Source organism: Mesorhizobium sp. L103C131B0 (assembly GCF_000502275.1).
Taxonomy (GTDB): domain Bacteria; phylum Pseudomonadota; class Alphaproteobacteria; order Rhizobiales; family Rhizobiaceae; genus Mesorhizobium.
The window spans coordinates 91,731-109,588 of the sequence record NZ_AYXC01000014.1; the positions used below are offsets into that span (position 1 = coordinate 91,731).

A 17,858-nucleotide genomic window follows, 5' to 3' on the forward strand; every position below is an offset into this window, starting at 1 on the left:
CTCCTGTTCCGATTCTTGATCGTTTATTGAGACTTAGCGACCCGTTGGGGGGTGCAGCTAGGTCGATACATCAAGAGAAGTCTTAAAAAAAGCCGGCAACTTCATGACCGGCGGGAGAAACAGAATTGCACACCATCGACAGCAAGACCGCTATTGAACTGACTGCTGACATCGTCTCGGCCTATGTCGGCAACAATCCTCTCCCTGCGTCCGGCCTGCCGGATCTGATCGCCAGCGTCAGCGCATCGGTGCGCAAGCTGGGCAGCATTGCCGCCGTGGAAAGCCCCGCGCTGAACCCCGCTGTCAATCCGAAGCGGTCGGTGTTTCCCGACCACATCGTCTGTCTGGAAGATGGCAAGAAATTCAAGTCGCTGAAACGCCACCTGATGACCGACCATGGTCTCAGCCCGGAGGAATATCGTGGCAAATGGGGCTTGCCGTCGGACTATCCGATGGTGGCGCCGAACTACTCCGCGACCCGTTCGGCACTGGCCAAGTCCTCGGGCCTCGGCCGCAAGCCGGCCGTTCCGGCCGCCGCGGCCAAGGTGACGAAGCGCAAACCCAAAGCCTGAACCAGGCAGCCTCTGAAAAGTCGGTCTGCTGTTTGCAATGGACGGCGCGCTTAAGGCGCGCCGTTTTCATGCCTTATGCCCCCGCCGGCGCCCAGGCCCTTGCGAAGCGCCGCCCTCCCGTGCAAAAGCCCCGGCATGCTTATCATCAACGATCTTTCGCTCCGCATGGCCGGACGCTTGCTTCTCGATCATGCCTCGCTGACCTTGCCGGCCGGCACAAAGGCCGGCCTCGTCGGCCGCAACGGCACCGGCAAGACGACGCTGTTCAAGGCCATCACCGGCGACTTTCCCTCCGAGACCGGCTCGATAAGCCTGCCCAAGAACACCCGCATCGGCCAGGTGGCGCAGGAAGCGCCCGGCACCGAGGAGCCGCTGATCGAGATCGTGCTCAAGGCCGATCTCGAGCGCACCGCATTGCTCGAGGAGGAAAAGACCGCCACCGACGCGCACCGCATTGCCGACATCCATATGCGGCTGGCGGATATCGATGCGCATTCGGCGGAATCCCGCGCGGCCACCATCCTCGCCGGCCTTGGCTTCGACGACGCCGCGCAGCGCCGCCCGGCCTCGTCCTTCTCCGGCGGCTGGCGCATGCGTGTGGCGCTCGCCGCGGTGCTGTTTGCCGAGCCCGACCTTCTGCTGCTCGACGAGCCGACCAACTATCTCGATCTCGAAGGCACGCTTTGGTTGGAAAACTACGTGTCGAAATATCCGCACACCGTGCTTCTGATCTCGCACGATCGCGACCTGCTCAACCGCGCCGTCAATTCCATCGTTCATCTCGACCAGAAGAAGCTGACCTTCTGGCGCGGCGGCTACGACCAGTTCGAGCGCCAGTACACCGAGCAGAAGGAATTGCAGGAGAAGGGCCGCGTCAAGCAGGAAGCCGCGCGCAAACACATGGAGTCCTTCGTCGAACGCTTCCGCGCCAAGGCTTCGAAGGCGAGACAGGCGCAGTCGCGCATCAAGGCGCTGGAGAAGATGAAGCCGATTGCCGCGATCGTGAACGACACGGTGCGGCCGTTCTCTTTCCCCGAACCGGTGAAAACGGTGGCGTCGCCGATCATTGCCTTGAACAACGTCAATGTCGGCTACACCGAGGGCCAGCCGATCCTCAAGAAGATGACGTTGCGCATCGATGCCGACGACCGCATCGCCCTGCTCGGCGCCAACGGCAACGGCAAGTCGACCTTCGCCAAGCTTCTGTCGGGCCGGTTGAAGCAGGAGAGCGGCACCATGACGGTGGCGCCGGGCCTGAAAGTGGCGATCTTCGCCCAGCACCAACTCGACGACCTACGCCCGGATGAAAACGCCTATGAGCATGTCCGCCGGCTGATGCCGGAAGCGCCGGAATCCAAGGTGCGCGGCCGCGTCGCCCAGTTCGGTCTGACCACCGAAAAGATGAACACCGCCGCCAAGGACCTGTCCGGCGGCGAGAAGGCGCGCCTGCTCATGGGCCTGTCGGCCTTCGAGGGTCCAAACCTGTTCATCCTCGACGAACCGACCAACCATTTGGACATCGACAGCCGCGAGTCCTTGATCCATGCGCTGAACGAGTTTCCCGGCGCCGTCATCCTGATCTCGCATGACCGGCATCTGCTGGAAGCGACCGCCGACCGCCTGTGGCTGGTCAAGGATGGTGCGGTCAACCCGTATGACGGCGACCTAGAGGACTACAAGACGCTCGTCACCGGCGTGTCCGGCGATCGACGCGGCAAGCGCGAGGCCGAGAAGGCATCAAAGGCCGATCGCCGCCGCGATGCCGCGGCGCGCCGCGCCGCCTTCGAGCCGCTGGCCAAGGAAATCCGCGCCACCGAAGCGCTGATGGACCGCATCCGCAAACGCATCGACCTGATCGAGGATGAACTCGCCAATCCGGCGGTGTACGAAAAGGATCCGTCGACCGCGACCCGGCTCGCCAAGGAGCGCTCGCAGCTGGCACAGCAGTTGGCTGGCCACGAGGAAAAGTGGCTGACCATGTCGGCCGAGTACGAGGAAGGCACGGCGGAGTGATTTACCCTCCCCCTTGTGGGGAGGGTCGATCCGCGAAGCGGAGCGGGGTGGGGGTCCGCGCCGCACCCCACCCCGTCGCTGCGCGCCGACCCTCCCCATCAAGGGGAGGGTAAGATCTGGCCCTACACGCCGCCCGCGAAACCCGCTAAAAACGCCGCATGAACCAGCACGCCAAGGTCAGAATCGGCCACTCCGCCTGTCCGCATGATTGCCCTTCGACCTGCGCGCTCGAGGTCGAACTGCTCGATGGCAACCGCATCGGCCGTGTCCATGGCGCCAAGTCCAATACGTATACGGCTGGTGTGGTCTGCGCCAAGGTCGCGCGCTATGCCGACCGTGTCCACCATCCCGACCGGCTGCTGAAGCCGCTTGTTCGCGCCGACGCCAAGGGCGCCGGCATCTGGAAAGAATCCAGCTGGGAAGCGGCACTCGACCTCGTCGCCGAGAAATTCATCGCGGCCGAGGAAAAATACGGCTCCGAGACCGTCTGGCCTTATTTCTATGCCGGCACGATGGGGCTGGTGCAGCGCGACGGCATCGACCGGCTGCGCCATGCGAAAAAATACTCCGGCTTCTTCGGCTCGATCTGCACCAATCTGGCCTGGACCGGCTGGATGATGGGAGCGGGCGCCTTGCGTGGTCCCGATCCGCGCGAGATGGCGAAGTCCGACTGCGTGGTGATCTGGGGCACCAATGCCGTGGTCACGCAGGTCAATGTCATGACCCACGCCATCAAGGCGCGGAAGGAGCGTGGCGCCAGGATCGTCGTCATCGATGTCTACGAGAACGCGACGATGAAGCAGGCCGATATAGGCCTTGTGCTGAAGCCCGGCACCGATGGCGCGCTGGCCTGCGCGGTCATGCATGTGCTGTTCAGGGAAGGCATGGCCGACCGCGCCTATCTCGAAAGATACACCGACGATCCGAAGGGGCTGGAAGCGCATCTGGAGACGCGCACGCCGGAATGGGCTTCCGCCATCACCGGTCTTGCCGTCACCGAGATCGAGGCTTTCGCACGCCTCGTCGGCACGACGAGGAAAACCTATTTCCGCCTCGGCTATGGCTTTGCCCGCCAGCGCAATGGCTCGGTCAACATGCACGCGGCATCCTGCATCGCCGCCGTCACCGGCGCCTGGCAATATGAGGGTGGCGGTGCCTTCCATTCCAATTCCGGCATCTTCAAGCTCAACCAGGATGTGCTGGAAGGCGCCGCGATGCGCGATCCCAATATTCGCCATCTCGACCAGTCGCGTATCGGCCCGGTGCTGACCGGTGCAGCGGACGCGCTTTACGGTGGCCCGCCGGTGACGGCGATGCTGATCCAGAACACCAACCCGGTGAATGTCGCGCCCGAGCAGCGGCTGGTGAAGCAGGGTTTCCTGCGTGACGACCTGTTCACCTGCGTGCACGAGCAGTTCATGACCGACACGGCAAAGCTCGCCGATGTCGTTTTGCCGGCAACGATGTTTCTCGAGCATGACGACGTCTACAAGGGCGGTGGCAACCAGCACATCACGCTCGGCCCCAAGCTGGTCGAACCGCCGGAAGGGCCGCGCACCAACCATTTCGTCATCGAGCAATTGGCGCAGCGTCTCGGCGTCGCAGACCGGCCGGGCTTTGGCCTGACCGAGCAGCAGCATATCGACATCATCCTCGGCAAGCGCGGGCTGGGCTCCTTCGCCAGCCTCAAGGAAGACAAATGGGTCGACCTGCAGCCGGATTTCGAGGCGGCGCATTTCATCGATGGTTTCGGCCATGCCGACAAGAAATTTCACTTCCGCGCCAACTGGAGCGGGCAGGCGGCGCCCAACCGGCCGCCGAAAAGCATGGGCCTGTTCGGGCCGGTGGCGGAACTCCCCGAATTCCCCGACCATGTCGACCTGATCGAGGTCGCGAATGCCGAGCATCCGTTCCGGCTGACGACATCACCGGCGCGCAATTTTCTCAATTCGACATTCGCCGAGACACCGGTGTCGAGAGCCAAGGAAGGCCGGCCGGAACTCCTGTTGCATCCGGACGACGCTGCCGCGCTTGGCTTGGACGACGGCGACCGTATCGAGGTCGGCAACCGGCGCGGCGAGGTGGTGCTGCACGCAAAGCTGTTCGATGGCATCAAGCGCGGCGTGGTGATCGCCGAGGGCATCTGGCCAAACAGCGCCCATGAGCGTGGCGAAGGCATCAATGTGCTCACCGGCGCCGACGCACCAGCGCCCTATGGCGGTGCGGCCTTCCACGACAACAAGGTCTGGCTGCGGCCGGCGGGCTAAAGCAATTCCAGGAAAAGTGTGAGCGGTTTCCGTCCGGAATTGCGTAAAAGAGACTGGCTATCCCGGCAGAGGCACCGTCAGCCCCACCTTGACACGGTCCATGGCAACGAAGGTGCGGAATTTTCGGACATTCTTGCTGTCGAAGAACAGTCTGCGCGTCAGCGCTTCATAGGCGCCCATGTCGGCCGCGGTGATGACTAGGATGAAGTCGGCCTCGCCGGTGACGTAGTAGCATTGCTGCACTTCGGGCTCTGCCGAGAATTGCCGCTTGGCCGCGTCGATCAGGTCCGAGCGTTCGCTCTCCAGTTCCACTTCGACGAAGATGGTGATGGGATGGCCGACCGCCGCCGGGTCGACCACGGCGACATTGCCCGCAATGACGCCGGACTGTTCCATGCGCTTGATGCGCCGCTGCACCGCCGGCGCCGACAGGTTGACGGCTTCGCCGATCAGCCGCTGCGGCGTCGTGTTGTCCCGCTGCAGGATGGCAAGGATGGCGAGGTCGAAACTGTCGAGCGAAGGCGATCGAGGCAAAGCGCTATCCTGGCGAAACAAACTTGCATTTCGAAGCGCCAATAACAGCGCTATTTGCGCCCCGGCTGCAATATGATTTCGTCACACCCAAAGGAGGCCACCCGTGTTCCTGCTCAACAGCAATGCCTTGCACCGCCGGCCGCTCGATCCGGTCGATGCCGAAACGCTGGGGAATGCCGGTGCCGATACGGTCGAGCGCTTTCTTGCCCATCGCGACAATCACCTCGCAACTCCGTTGCATGCATTGCCGACGCTGGCCGGCGAACTCGGCCTCGGCGCCGTCCACATCAAGGATGAAGGCTTTCGCCTCGGTCTCGGCAGTTTCAAGGCGCTCGGCGGCGCCTATGCCGTTTTTCGACTGGTGCTGGAGGAGGCGAGCCGATCGCTTCATCGGCCCGTTGACGTGGCCGATCTCAACCGGTTCGACGTCCGGGCGGTCGCTGCCGGCATGACGGTTGCCTGCGCCACCGACGGCAATCATGGCCGCTCGGTCGCGCAAGGTGCACAGTTGGTTGGCGCGAAAGCGGCAATCTTCGTTCACGCCGGCGTCAGCGAGGCGCGCATTGCAGCAATAGCCCGCTATGGCGCCGAGATGATCCGCGTCGACGGCAATTATGACGACTCGGTCAGGCAGGCCGCCGAGGTTTCAGCGGAGCAAGGCTGGACCGTGGTGTCCGACACCTCCTGGCCGGGCTACGAGCGCATCCCCGGTCTGGTCATGCAGGGCTATACGGCGATCGTGCGCGAAGCGTTGGGCCAGTTGCCGCAGCCGCCGACCCATGTCTTCGTGCAGGCCGGTGTCGGCGGTATTGCCGCCGCCCTGGCCGGCCATCTCGCCATCGTGCTCGGTGACGCCAGGCCGACCTTCATCGTCGTCGAGCCGGCCCGCGCCGCCTGCGTTGTCGCAGCCGCCCGGGCGGGCCACGTGGTCAAGGTCGCACACGATCAGCCGACGGTGATGGCGATGCTCGAATGCTACGAGGCCTCGCAAGTTGCCTGGCGCGTTCTGGCGCGGGTTGCCGATGCCTTCATGACAGTGGATGAGGAGGAGGCGGTCGCGGTGATGCGGTGGCTGGCACGGCCGGCTGGCAATGATCCAGTGATCGTCGCCGGCGAAAGCGGCGGCGTCGGTCTGGCCGGGCTGATCCGGGCGGTGGCCGACCACAAGGCCGCGCTCGGGCTCGACGACAAATCCCGCGTGCTGCTGATCAACACCGAAGGCGCCACAGACCCGCATCGCTATACCGAGCTGGTCGGGCAGAGCCCCGCCGATGTGCTGGCCGGCAAGCTGAAGGCCGAGGCATAGCCATGATCGGGATCGATGCACAGCGTCTGCTTGGCCGCATCCGGGAACTCGGCGCCGTTGGCCGCGACAGTGAGGATAGGCTGATCCGGCTCGCCGCCTCCGACACAGACAGACAGGGCCGTGACCTCTTTGTCGGCTGGCCCAGGCAGGCCGGGCTGGAAGTCGCCATCGACCGGGTCGGTAATATCTTCGGCATCTGGCAAAGCCCCGACAATGCCGGGCAGGCGCCGCTGCTCATCGGTTCGCATATCGACACCGTTATCGATGCCGGCATCTATGATGGCTGCTACGGCGTGCTGGCCGGGCTGGAGGTGATCGAGACGCTGCAGGCTTCGGGCTTTTCGCCGTCGCGCCCGGTCGCGGTCGCCGCTTTCACCAATGAGGAAGGCGTGCGCTACACGCCTGACATGATGGGCTCGCTATGCCATGCCGGTGGCGTCAGCGCCGAGGCCGTGCTGGCCGCCATCGGCACGCATGGCAGCGTGCTCGGCCAGGAGCTCGCCCGCATCGGCTATGCCGGCGACCGCGAACCCGGCTTCCTCAAGCCGCATGCCTATCTCGAACTTTATATCGAGCAAGGGCCGGTGCTGGAGCGTGAAGGCGTGCCGATCGGCGCGGTCGAGAATTTGCAAGGCATTTCCTGGCAGCGCATCACCGTCGACGGCGCCGCCAACCATGCCGGCACCACGCCGATGTCGATGCGCAGCGACGCCGGCCACGCCGCCGCCCGCATCATCACCTTCCTGCACGATCGGGCCAGGGCTTCAAATGGGCCAACCGTGGCCACGGTCGGCACGATGCGCTTCGAACCCAACGCCATCAACGTCATTCCCGCGCGCGCCGTCTTCACCATCGACCTGCGCGATCCCGACGAACAGCGCCTGCAGGCGCATGAGGCGGCCCTTGCTGCCTATCTCGAGGAGCTTGAGGTTTCGGAGAACGTATCGATCTCGGTCGAGCGGCTCGCCCGCTTCGAACCGGTGCTGTTCGACATCGGCATCGTCGAACTGATCGAGGCGGCCGCGAAGAACCGCGGTCTCGGCGTCAGGCGCATGACATCGGGCGCCGGCCATGACGCGCAGATGATGGCCCGCCTCGCGCCGGCGGCAATGATCTTCGTGCCGAGCGCCGGTGGCATCAGCCACAATTCGCGCGAACACACTGAAGATGCCGAGCTTGTCGCCGGCGCCAACATCCTGCTTGATGTCGCCAGTGAGCTTGCAAAAGAGGTCGGGGAGAAAAATGGCTGAACTCGATCGTGATGCGCTGAAGCGGGAGATGACGGGCTGGCGGCGCGATTTGCACGCGCACCCCGAGTTCGGTTTCGAGGAAAAGCGCACCGCTGGCTTTGTCGCCGCGAAGCTGCGCGAATTCGGGCTGGACGACGTTGCAGAGGGGGTCGGCGGCACCGGCATCGTCGGCACGTTGAAGCGCGGCAGCGGCAACCGGGCGATTGCGCTCAGGGCCGACATGGATGCGCTGCGGATCACCGAGCAGTCCGCGACAGCCTATGGCTCGCAGAACCCCGGCATCATGCATGCCTGCGGCCATGACGGCCACACCACCATGCTGCTCGGCGCGGCAAAGCTGCTCGCCGCCGAGGGCGGTTTCGACGGCACCGTGCGTTTCGTTTTCCAGCCGGCCGAGGAGTGGGGCAAGGGCGCGCTGGCAATGCTCGATGACGGGCTGCTGCAGCGCTTCCCCTTCGACGAGATCTTTGGCCTGCACAACATGCCGGGCCTGCCCATTGGACATTTCGAGACCCGTGCCGGCCCGTTCATGTCGGCGGAGGACAATTTCGAGATCGTGCTCAAGGGGATCGGCGGCCATGCGGCGCGGCCACATTCCGGGAACGAGACGCTGGTCGCCGCCTGCGCGCTGGTCACCAATCTGCAGACCATCGTCTCGCGCCGGCTGAGCCCGGCCGACATTTCGGTGGTTTCGGTGACCGAACTGATCACCGACGGCACCCGCAACGCATTGCCCGGCCTCGCCCGCATCCTCGGTGACGCCCGCAGTTTTCGTCCCGAGGTCAGCGCCGAGATCGAGCGCCAGATGCGGGTCATCACAGCGGGTACCGCCGCCGCCTACAATGTCACCGCCGACGTGACCTATAGCAGGGAATTCGTGCCGCTGCAGAACGATGCCGACCTGGTGGACGCGGCCTTTGTCGCCGCAAGGCGCGTGCTGGCCTATGGCGCCGCCAGCATCGCGGCGGAGCCGATGACCGCCTCGGAGGATTTCGCCCGCTTCCTCGATCACGTACCGGGCTGCTTCGTCTTTCTCGGCAATGGCGAGACCTCGCCGCCGCTGCACAATTCCAGCTACGACTTCAACGATGACGGGCTGTTGCACGGCACGGATTTCCATATCGCGATCGTCAGGCAAAGACTGGGCGGCGCGATCGGGAAGTGACGCCTGATCGCCTTCGCAACTGGCCCAAGCGGCACTGCTATCGCCAGCCAGATGCCGGGTTTAGGGAGATTGCCTGTTGCCGGAGATCGCACGCCGATGACCAGGGTTTCGCTTCTGGGAATACCGCATGACGAGAACTCGTCCTATCTCAAGGGCGCGGCTGCAGCGCCGGCCCTGATCCGGCGCGAACTCAAAAGCGACGCGCACAGCTCGTGGAGCGAAACCGGCTTCGATGTGGCGGACAGTTTCGTCGACCACGGCGACATCGACTTTTCAGGCGCCGGCGATCCGTGGGAGCGAATCGAGGCCGAGGTCGGCCGCGCGCTGGATGCCGGCCACCCGTTGATCAGCCTCGGCGGCGATCATGCCATCGCCTGGCCGGTGCTGCGTGCCGTGCGCCGCCGCCATGCCAGGCTAACGATCGTCCAGATCGACGCCCATCCCGACATCTACGATGCCTATCAGGGCAACAGGCGGTCCCACACCTCGTCCTTCGCGCGCATCCTGGAGGAGGGGCTGGCTGACCGGCTGATCCAGATCGGCTTGCGCACCCTCAATGATGAGCTTCGTGACCAGCTCAAGCGCTTCGGCGTCGAAATGATCGAGGCGCGGCATTTCAGCGAGGATCTGCAGCTCGATCTCAAGACGCCGGTCTATCTCTCGATCGATCTCGACGGCCTCGACCCGGCTTGTGCGCCCGGCGTGTCGCACCGCGAACCCGGTGGTCTTACAACCCGGCAAGTGATCAACCTGATCCAGCGGATCGACCAGCCCATCGTCGGCGCCGATGTCGTCGAATACAATGCAAGCCAGGACGTCTCCAATCTCACCGCGCTGGTTGCCGCCAAGCTGGTCAAGGAGATCGCCGGCATGATGCTCAAGACGCATGGCGCCGGCTGAATCAATCTGGCAGGGCGGCATGGTAGATCATTGTTGCGACTCGCATTTCCAGTGAAAGCCGCCATGCCGCATCCATTGAAAATAGCCATAGCCGGTGCGCTCGGCCGCATGGGCAGGGAGATGGCGCTGGCCGTCGAGACCGATCCCAGGCTGGCGCTCGTCGCCCGCTTTCACAGGCCGGGCAGCATCGGTGAGGGGCTGGTCGAGCGCGACGAAGCACTGGCGCTTGCGGATGTCGTCATCGATTTCACCACGCCTGCGGCCTCCGTCGATCTTGCACAAGCTTGCGCGGCCCGCGGCGGCCCGGCGCTGGTCATCGGCTCGACCGGCTTCGAGCCGGCCGATCTCGCCGCCATCGCTACTGCTTCGAACTCCGTCGCCATCGTTCGCTCCGGCAGCTACTCGCTCGGGCTCAGCATGCTGACCGGGCTGGTCGAGCAGGCGGCGCGAGCACTTGGTCCCGACACCGACATCGAAATCCTGGAAGCGCATCACCGCATGAAGGTCGACGCACCGTCGGGCACGGCGCTGATACTGGGCGAGGCGGCCGCTCGCGGACATGGCGTCAGGCTGGACGATGTGGCGAAACGCATCCGCGACGGCGTTACAGGTCCACGCCCTGCCGGCGAGATCGGCTTTGCCGTGCTGCGCGGCGGCAGCATCGTCGGCGAGCACAGCGTGAGCTTGCTGGCCGAGGGCGAGACGCTCACGCTTTCCCATTCGGCCGCCGACCGCTCGATGTTCGCGCGCGGCGCCATTGCGGCAGCACGCTGGGTCGCCGTCCGGCCGCCCCGCGAATACGACATGCGCGACGTACTGGGCTTCACGACCTTTTGAGATGCAAGCGTAACGCAACGAGGGGCGTTGCGAGGTCGGAGCCGTATAGAGAATAGAATATAGCAACAACTACGCCATTTCGCGCCTTCCTAGACCGAACCGAACGGTTCGGTTCGCACATTTTTGTGATTGGCAATGGCAGCAACGCACACCCATTTCGGGGTGGTCCGAGCGACGCGAATTCCTCCCAAGGCACGCCACTTGACGGACAGAACTGAAAAATCTGGATTACCTGAAATGACCAAGATCGCACTTACCGCTGCTGCCATCCTCCTTGCCACCGGCACCGCTTTCGCAGGCAGCGACCACTACGGCTCCGACAGCGTCAACCAGCCTGCTGTAACAGCGCCCGCCGGCAACATCGATCACAATTATACCGCCTCGATCCGCAAGCCGGCCAGCCTCGGCGATTTCACGATCAAGGGCGACTCGAACCAGCCGGAATCCGGCCAGGGCATCTGGGGTCGTTGATTTTCTGAGAAATCTACGACCACAAAGAGCGGTGGGCCCGGCCCACCGCTCTTGTTTTTATGCAATCGACTCGGGGCCGCAAAGATCTTGAATCAATCCGCCAGCAATTGGTCCTATCTCCTTGTTTGACCGTGGTCTTTTCAAAACACGGTTTGCGGCTGTCACCTGCGGCTAGCCCGTTAGGCAGCTTGGTCTAGCTTAGATCCTTCGGCTTGATGCAATGCGTCAACCGGGCCGCGCCGAAGCCGAGATCCGCCCAGTCGCCGTCGATGACAAAGCGGGCAAGGGCGCCGGTCGGGAATTTCTCTTCAAGTTTCCTGAGAGCAGCCACACCCGATCGCGGACCGGCGAGCCGGCGGGCAAAGTCCTCCAGGCCGGGATTATGGCCGAGCACCAGGAGACAGCTAGCCGATGCGACTGCCTGCTGCAGCTCGGCCAGAATGTCGCCAGCCGTGGCTTCGAAAAGCGCCTCGGCGAACTCCACCGTTACGCTCGCCGACAGTTCCGCCGAGACCAGCCGCCATGTCTCGCGCGTACGCAGCGCCGGCGACACCAGCGCCAGGTCAGGCAGCCAACTGCGCCGGGCCAGTTCGCGCCCCATCAGCGGCGCCGTCTTCAGCCCGCGCGGCCCGAGCGGCCGGTCGAAATCAGCAAGCGCCGGGTCGTCCCAGCTCGACTTGGCGTGGCGCAGCAGGAGCAATTGTCTCGGTGTCGCCATGTCGGCCTACGGCGTGATCCGCGCCAGATGTTCGAGATCGCGTTCTTCGCGCAGCGGGTCGGGCGCCATCACCACGGAAGTTCCGTTTTCGGCATCGTCGGCGAAATGCGCCAGCACGGTGCGGCCGCCTTCCATGTGCGCCTTGCCGTCGGCGACCAGCCCGAGTGCCAGCGCATAAAGCCGGTGCTCGGCCTTCAGCACTCTGGCGGCCAGCGTGTCTTCGTTGTCGCCGACCATCACCGGCACCGCTGCCTGCGCGATGATCGGGCCGTCATCCATCTCTGATGTGACGAAATGCACCGTGCAGCCATGAATGCGAATGCCGGCGCGCAGGGCGCGCGCATGCGTATCGAGCCCTTTGAAGGCCGGCAGCAGGGCAGGGTGGATGTTGAGCATGCGCCCTTGCCACTTCTCGACCAGGCCGCGGGAGAGAATGCGCAGATAGCCGGCCAGCGCCACGATCTCGGCATTGAACGCAATCAGCGCGGCGTCGATCGCCGCATCATGGGCTTCCTTGCTGGCATGGTCGGCGCGCACGATGACCTTGGTCGGGATACCGCGCGCGGCCGCGATGCCGAGGCCGGCGGCGTTGGCCCGGTCGGAAATGACGCCAACGATCTCGGCGGGATAGGCCGGGTCGCTCGCCGCCGCGATTAGCGCCGTCATGTTCGAGCCGCGTCCCGAGATCAAAACAACCGTGCGTTTCCTGCTCATAGGCCGATCGAGCCCCGATAGATAACGCCGGCGTCGCGGCGCGGCACGATGCGGCCGATCGGCGTCACCGTCTCGCCGGCCTCCTGCAGCACGGCTGCGACCTGTGCGGCCTGGCCGGAGGCGACGACGAGGATCATGCCGATACCGCAGTTGAAGGTGCGCATCATCTCCTCCGGCGCCACGCCGCCAGTCTTCGCCAGCCAGGAAAACACCTGCGGCACAGCGATGGCATTGAGATCGAGCTCTGCGGAAAAGTCCTTTGGCAGGACGCGCGGGATGTTTTCGGGGAAACCGCCGCCGGTGATGTGGGCCAGCGCCTTGATGCCGTGCGTGCCACGGATCGCTTTGAGGACCGACTTCACATAGATGCGGGTCGGCTCGAGCAGCGCCTCTGCCAGCGTCGCCTCATCGTTGAACGGCGCCGGATCGCCCCAGGCAAGACCGCTGACGCCAACGATGCGGCGCACCAGCGAAAAGCCATTCGAATGCAGGCCCGAGGAAGCCAGGCCAAGCAGCACGTCGCCTTCGACGATATCGTCGGTCGGCAGCAACTGGCCGCGTTCGGCAGCACCGACGGCGAAACCGGCCAGGTCGTAATCCTTGTCGTGATACATGCCGGGCATTTCGGCCGTCTCGCCGCCGATCAGCGCGCAGCCGGCCTGTCGGCAGCCGATTGCTATGCCGCCGACGATTGCCGCCCCCTGGTCGGGGTCGAGCTTGCCGGTGGCGAAATAGTCGAGGAAGAACAGTGGCTCGGCGCCCTGCACGACGATGTCGTTGACGCACATGGCGACGAGGTCGATGCCGATCGTGTCGTGCTTGCCGGCATCGATGGCGATCTTCAGCTTGGTGCCGACGCCGTCATTGGCGGCAACCAGCACCGGATCCGTGAAACCCGCCGCCTTGAGGTCGAACAGGCCGCCAAAACCGCCGATCTCGCCATCGGCGCCCGGCCGGCGCGTCGCGCGCACCAGCGGCTTGATCTTCTCGACCATGAGGTTGCCGGCATCGATGTCGACGCCCGCCTCGGCATAGGTGAGCCCGTTCTTGCGCTTGGCCCGGTCGCCCTTGCTCATCGTCGGCGCATCCCTGTTTCCCTCGGCGGCTCTTCGCATGAATGGTTTCGGGGGGCAAGGATGACGACAGGATACCGGGCTTTTGCCCAAGATAAATACGTGGACAGTCGCCCCTTCACCGCTGGTCCTTGCAGCCACAATCCATCTCCATCATCTATCTGCAGAACAAGGATGGCGGGACATGCCTTTGACCATTCCCAACCTCATCACCATCCTGCGCTTCGTGCTGGTTCCGGCCGTCGTACTGGCGATGCTGAATATGCGCTGGGACTGGGCCTTTGCCGGCTTTCTCGTCGCCGGCATTTCCGACGGCGTTGACGGCTTCATCGCCCGCCGTTTCAACCAGCATTCGAAACTCGGCGCCTATCTCGATCCAATGGCCGACAAGGTGCTTCTGGTCTCGGTGTTCGTGGTCATGGGCTTCATCGGGCAATTGCCGCTGTGGCTGGTGGTGACCATGGTGTCACGCGATGCGCTGATCATCTGCGCCGTGCTTTTGTCCACGGTCATGGCGCATCCGGTCGAGATGAAGCCGCTCTATGTGTCGAAAGGCCAACACCGCCGCCCAGATCGTGCTGGCGCCGTGGTGCTGGGCGAACTTGCCCTTGGCCTCCACCTCGACCCGCTGAGGCCTGCGCTCATATTGCTGTCCGGGGTCTTGACCGTGGCTTCGGCCGCGGCCTATCTCGTGGCTTGGCTGAGGCATATGAGCGGCTATGGCGAAGGCTCCACCCCGGGTAGTTGACAAGAATGCCGCGACTGCAGCGCTGGCAGAGGCGGCTGCGTCCCTGGCGTTTCGCCGCCAGATTTTCTTCTGGCTGGGCACGGCAATCTTCCTGGCGCTGTTCCTCTACATTTTTTCCAGCATCCTGTTGCCGTTCGTTGCCGGCATGGTGCTGGCCTATTTCCTCGACCCGGTCGCCGACCGGCTGCAACGCCTCGGCCTCTCCCGGCTGATGGCGACGGTGGTCATCCTGATCGCCTTCATCGTCCTTTTGGTGCTGGCCTTCGTCATCCTGGTTCCGGTTCTGGCCACGCAGATGGCCGATTTCGCCAGCAAGCTGCCGGAATATCTGACCCGGCTGCAGTCGCTGATCACCAGCTTCGATCCGAAATGGCTGGAGCAGAAATTCGGCGTCAATGCCAATGGCCTGCGCGACGGGCTGAATTCGCTGCTCACTTCCGGTTTCGGCCTGCTGAGCACCGTCTTCACCTCGATCTGGAGTTCCGGCGTTGCTCTGGTGTCGGTGGTCAGCCTGTTCGTGGTCACTCCGGTTGTCGCTTTCTACATGCTGCTCGACTGGGATCGCATGGTGGCGGTCGTCGACAGCTGGGTGCCGCGCGATTATGTCGGGACGGTCAGGGCGATCTCCAGGGACATCAACACCGCGACCGCCGGCTTCGTGCGCGGCCAGGGCACGCTGTGCCTGGTGCTCGGCGGCATGTATGCCACCGGCCTGACGCTGACCGGGCTGAATTTCGCCATCCTCATCGGCCTCTTCGCCGGGCTGATCTCGTTCATCCCTTATGTCGGCTCGCTGACCGGACTGGTCCTGGCCGTCGGCGTCGCCTTCGTCCAGTTCTGGCCGGACTGGACCATGATCGTTGCTGTCGCCGTGGTGTTCTTCATCGGCCAGTTCATCGAAGGCAACATCCTGCAGCCCAGATTGGTCGGAAAAAGCGTCGGCCTGCACCCGGTCTGGCTGATGTTTGCGCTGTTCGCTTTCGGCGCCCTGTTCGGCTTCGTCGGCCTTTTGATCGCCGTTCCTGCTTCGGCGGCGGTTGCCGTGCTGGTGCGGTTTGCCATTGCCCGCTATCTCGAATCGCCGCTCTACAAGGGACACTCCACCGAGCCCGTCCCGCCGCTGCCCGCCGCTCGCGGCGGCGGGCACCGGTCGCCGCGCGGCTGAACGTGACGGATCATAAGACCGAACCGCCGCGCCAACTGCCGCTCGACCTTGGCCACGGCACCGGCTACTCGCGCGACGAACTGGTGGTGTCGGCCACCAACCGCGAGGCGGCAGCCCTTGTCGATCGCTGGCCGGACTGGCCGTCGCCGGTGATCGTGCTCGCTGGCCCGGCCGGTTCCGGCAAGACACATCTGGGCTCGATCTGGCAGGCGCGGGCCAACGCTGTGGCGGTCGATGCCCAGCGCATCGGCAATGCCATCACCGGGCTTGGCGGCAGGCCCGCGCTGATCGACGATGTCGACAAGACAGCCATCGACGAGGCGGGCCTGTTCCATCTCATCAATGAAGTGCGCGGCGCCGGGGCCACCTTGCTGTTGACGGCGCGGCGCTTCCCCGCCGCCTGGAGGGTGACGTTGCCCGATCTTGCCTCGCGGCTGAAGGCGGCGGCAACCGTCGAGATCCATGAGCCGGACGATTTGCTTCTGGCCGGTGTCATCGCCAAACTCTTCGCCGACCGCCAGGTCGAGGTCGAGCCGCATGTCGTGCAATATCTGGTGCGCCGCATCGAGCGCTCGCTGGCCACCGCCATGCGCGTGGTCGAACGCCTCGACCGCACGGCGCTCGAGCGCAAGACGCCGATCACCAGGGCGCTCGCCGCCGAGATCGTCAGCGCCATGGATGAAGGGCAGGGCGAGTTCGAGGTTTAGGCAGTGGAAGGAGAAGACTCCGCTCCTGTCCCATTTCGAGAAGAAACCTCTGGCATCCATCTTGCAACACTGCGTTTGCCGGCTGACCCCGGTCCTGATCGCGTTCCTGATCGGGTTGTAGGCTCGCCGGGAGTGATGATTGGGGTTCTCGCCCGGCGAGCTTACCTTCAGATAGAATCGCCGCAAGGCCTACGATTGCGCGCCAGCTGTCATTCAGACTTCACCAAGCCGCAAGATCTCATCGTCCTGCATTGAAATGGACCATTAGATGGTCTACTTTTTGGATATGGACCAGAGCATGGTCCATAAAGGAGCGGTCAATGCAGGTATCCGTTACAGACGCCAAGGGGCAGCTCACCGAACTGGTGCGTCGTGCCGAGGCTGGGGATGAAATTATCCTGACCCGCCATGGTCATGCAGCCGTGCGCCTTGTTCCCGTGAAGGCTGCCCCTGACAGGAAAGGCCGCCGGGCATTGCTGGAGGCAATGCGAGCATCCGGCGCTGCCAAGGCAAAGGCCGGGTCGGATGCCGCGCGGAGCCAGGATTTCCTCTATGGCGCTGATGGCCTGCCCGAATGATCGTGGTCGATACCTCGGCCCTGATGGCGATCGTTCTTGCCGAACCTCAATCCAGTGCCTGCATTGCGGCGCTGGAAGCCGAAGACGATATTTTGATCTCGGCTGGCACAGTGGCCGAGGCGCTGATCGTGGCGGATAGGCGCAATGTCGGTGAGGAAATGGCCGGCCTGATCGACGGGCTCGGCTTCGAGGTCACGGCGGTGACACCAGCCTCTGGCCGACGCATAGCCGAGGCGTATGGGCGATGGGGCAAGGGTATTCATCCGGCCGGGCTCAATTTCGGCGATTGCTTTGCCTATGAAGTGGCAAAGGATCGAGCCTGCCGCTTACTCTATGTTGGCGACGATTTTTCGAAGACCGATATCGAGAGCGCTGTATAGAGCTACGTTTATGCCCACAACGCCGCCAGATACCGGACCAGCAGATAGACCACCGTATGCGCTGCCACGTAGCACGCGGCAACGACGACAAAGAACAGCACGCTGGCGGGCCACGAGCGGGGAGGGCCTTGCCTCTTGCTCGGCCGGTTGTTCCAGATCCACAGGGCCGCACAGATAATGGCCCAGACGACGACGAACGGAACCGTGATGCCGATGTAAGCGAAGTAGGCAGGGCCAATCAGCGAAAGCCATGCCTCGAGACCAAGCATCCAGAATCTCCCCTTGCCCGGAGTCTAATGCATGTCGCTCAAAAGTGGTCCCGGTTTTGAGAGAACGACATGCATCAAAACAAAAATCAAAGCGCGTCGCCTGGATACGTTTCAGCGCGACGCGCTTTTAGACCGGCGATAGAAGTGGAAGCGAGGGGATTATCCCTGCGTCGATTTTTAGCCAAACCCGC

The 17,858-nt window shown here is 64.0% G+C and carries 19 protein-coding genes; 14 read left to right on the forward strand and 5 right to left on the reverse strand.

All coding sequences use genetic code 11. The features are described from left to right. Positions 1-125: 125 nt before the first annotated feature. From X730_RS143875 to X730_RS143865, 3 genes are all read left to right on the forward strand, one after another. A complete protein-coding gene (locus tag X730_RS143875; protein ID WP_023670270.1) occupies positions 126-572 on the forward strand; it encodes a MucR family transcriptional regulator in 447 nt (148 codons plus the stop codon). Positions 573-707: 135 nt separating this feature from the next. Continuing rightward, a complete protein-coding gene (locus X730_RS143870; protein WP_023705325.1) occupies positions 708-2,585 on the forward strand; it encodes an ABC-F family ATP-binding cassette domain-containing protein in 1,878 nt (625 codons plus the stop codon). 158 nt (positions 2,586-2,743) lie between these two features. Continuing rightward, on the forward strand, positions 2,744-4,852 hold the full coding sequence (locus X730_RS143865; protein WP_023826944.1) for a molybdopterin oxidoreductase family protein: 2,109 nt from the start codon (positions 2,744-2,746) through the stop codon (positions 4,850-4,852). A 57-nt stretch (positions 4,853-4,909) separates the two neighbouring features. Here the strand turns inward: X730_RS143865 and X730_RS143860 are convergent, their stop codons facing one another. Beyond that, complete coding sequence (locus tag X730_RS143860; RefSeq protein ID WP_023689068.1) at positions 4,910-5,386, reverse strand: Lrp/AsnC family transcriptional regulator; 477 nt, start codon at positions 5,384-5,386, stop codon at positions 4,910-4,912. 103 nt (positions 5,387-5,489) lie between these two features. Between X730_RS143860 and X730_RS143855 the strand changes: the two genes are divergently transcribed. From X730_RS143855 to X730_RS143830, 6 genes are all read left to right on the forward strand, one after another. Continuing rightward, the gene (locus X730_RS143855) at positions 5,490-6,692 is read left to right on the forward strand and encodes a diaminopropionate ammonia-lyase (RefSeq protein WP_023826945.1); all 1,203 of its coding nucleotides are present in this window, start codon (positions 5,490-5,492) and stop codon (positions 6,690-6,692) included. Positions 6,693-6,694: 2 nt separating this feature from the next. Continuing rightward, on the forward strand, positions 6,695-7,942 hold the full coding sequence (locus X730_RS143850; protein WP_031197147.1) for a Zn-dependent hydrolase: 1,248 nt from the start codon (positions 6,695-6,697) through the stop codon (positions 7,940-7,942). Continuing rightward, entirely contained in the window at positions 7,935-9,107 is a 1,173-nt protein-coding gene (locus X730_RS143845) for an amidohydrolase (RefSeq protein WP_023743827.1), read from the forward strand. Before X730_RS143850 ends, X730_RS143845 begins: the two co-directional genes overlap by 8 nt. 96 nt (positions 9,108-9,203) lie before the next feature. After that, a complete protein-coding gene (gene speB / locus X730_RS143840; protein ID WP_023689064.1) occupies positions 9,204-10,007 on the forward strand; it encodes an agmatinase in 804 nt (267 codons plus the stop codon). Positions 10,008-10,070: 63 nt separating this feature from the next. Further along, entirely contained in the window at positions 10,071-10,844 is a 774-nt protein-coding gene (dapB, locus tag X730_RS143835; RefSeq protein WP_023689063.1) for a 4-hydroxy-tetrahydrodipicolinate reductase, read from the forward strand. Positions 10,845-11,081: 237 nt separating this feature from the next. Then, positions 11,082-11,315 carry a DUF680 domain-containing protein gene (locus X730_RS143830; RefSeq protein ID WP_023689062.1) on the forward strand — a complete coding sequence of 78 codons (234 nt, stop codon included), beginning with the start codon at positions 11,082-11,084 and terminating at the stop codon, positions 11,313-11,315. A 193-nt stretch (positions 11,316-11,508) separates the two neighbouring features. On the opposite strand, the gene X730_RS143825 is transcribed toward X730_RS143830, so the two are convergent. Genes X730_RS143825 through purM form a run of 3 tightly spaced genes read right to left on the reverse strand, consistent with a single transcriptional unit; the run spans position 11,509 to position 13,823 of the window. After that, positions 11,509-12,033, reverse strand: a complete 525-nt coding sequence (locus tag X730_RS143825) for a histidine phosphatase family protein (protein ID WP_023705321.1) — start codon at positions 12,031-12,033, stop codon at positions 11,509-11,511. 6 nt (positions 12,034-12,039) lie between these two features. After that, complete coding sequence (gene purN / locus X730_RS143820) at positions 12,040-12,747, reverse strand: phosphoribosylglycinamide formyltransferase (protein WP_023689060.1); 708 nt, start codon at positions 12,745-12,747, stop codon at positions 12,040-12,042. After that, the gene (gene purM, locus X730_RS143815) at positions 12,744-13,823 is read right to left on the reverse strand and encodes a phosphoribosylformylglycinamidine cyclo-ligase (RefSeq protein WP_023826947.1); all 1,080 of its coding nucleotides are present in this window, start codon (positions 13,821-13,823) and stop codon (positions 12,744-12,746) included. Before purM ends, purN begins: the two co-directional genes overlap by 4 nt. A gap of 187 nt (positions 13,824-14,010) precedes the next feature. Between purM and X730_RS143810 the strand changes: the two genes are divergently transcribed. The 5 genes from X730_RS143810 (at position 14,011) to X730_RS143790 (ending at position 17,398) form a co-directional block, all read left to right on the forward strand. After that, complete coding sequence (locus tag X730_RS143810) at positions 14,011-14,568, forward strand: CDP-alcohol phosphatidyltransferase family protein (RefSeq protein ID WP_023826957.1); 558 nt, start codon at positions 14,011-14,013, stop codon at positions 14,566-14,568. After that, positions 14,540-15,733 (forward strand): AI-2E family transporter, encoded by a 1,194-nt coding sequence (locus X730_RS143805; protein ID WP_023705318.1) that lies wholly within the window; start codon positions 14,540-14,542, stop codon positions 15,731-15,733. The genes X730_RS143810 and X730_RS143805 overlap by 29 nt, the downstream gene beginning before the upstream one ends. A 2-nt stretch (positions 15,734-15,735) precedes the next feature. Beyond that, positions 15,736-16,440, forward strand: a complete 705-nt coding sequence (hdaA, locus tag X730_RS143800; protein ID WP_023711890.1) for a DnaA regulatory inactivator HdaA — start codon at positions 15,736-15,738, stop codon at positions 16,438-16,440. A 320-nt stretch (positions 16,441-16,760) separates the two neighbouring features. Further along, positions 16,761-17,018 carry a type II toxin-antitoxin system prevent-host-death family antitoxin gene (locus X730_RS143795; protein ID WP_023711889.1) on the forward strand — a complete coding sequence of 86 codons (258 nt, stop codon included), beginning with the start codon at positions 16,761-16,763 and terminating at the stop codon, positions 17,016-17,018. Next, positions 17,015-17,398: a type II toxin-antitoxin system VapC family toxin gene (locus X730_RS143790; protein WP_023826948.1), complete on the forward strand. Its 384-nt coding sequence runs from the start codon at positions 17,015-17,017 to the stop codon at positions 17,396-17,398. Before X730_RS143795 ends, X730_RS143790 begins: the two co-directional genes overlap by 4 nt. A gap of 8 nt (positions 17,399-17,406) precedes the next feature. Here X730_RS143790 and X730_RS143785 read toward each other — a convergent pair whose 3' ends face one another. Then, complete coding sequence (locus X730_RS143785) at positions 17,407-17,667, reverse strand: hypothetical protein (protein WP_023701878.1); 261 nt, start codon at positions 17,665-17,667, stop codon at positions 17,407-17,409. Between the last annotated feature and the right edge of the window lie 191 nt (positions 17,668-17,858).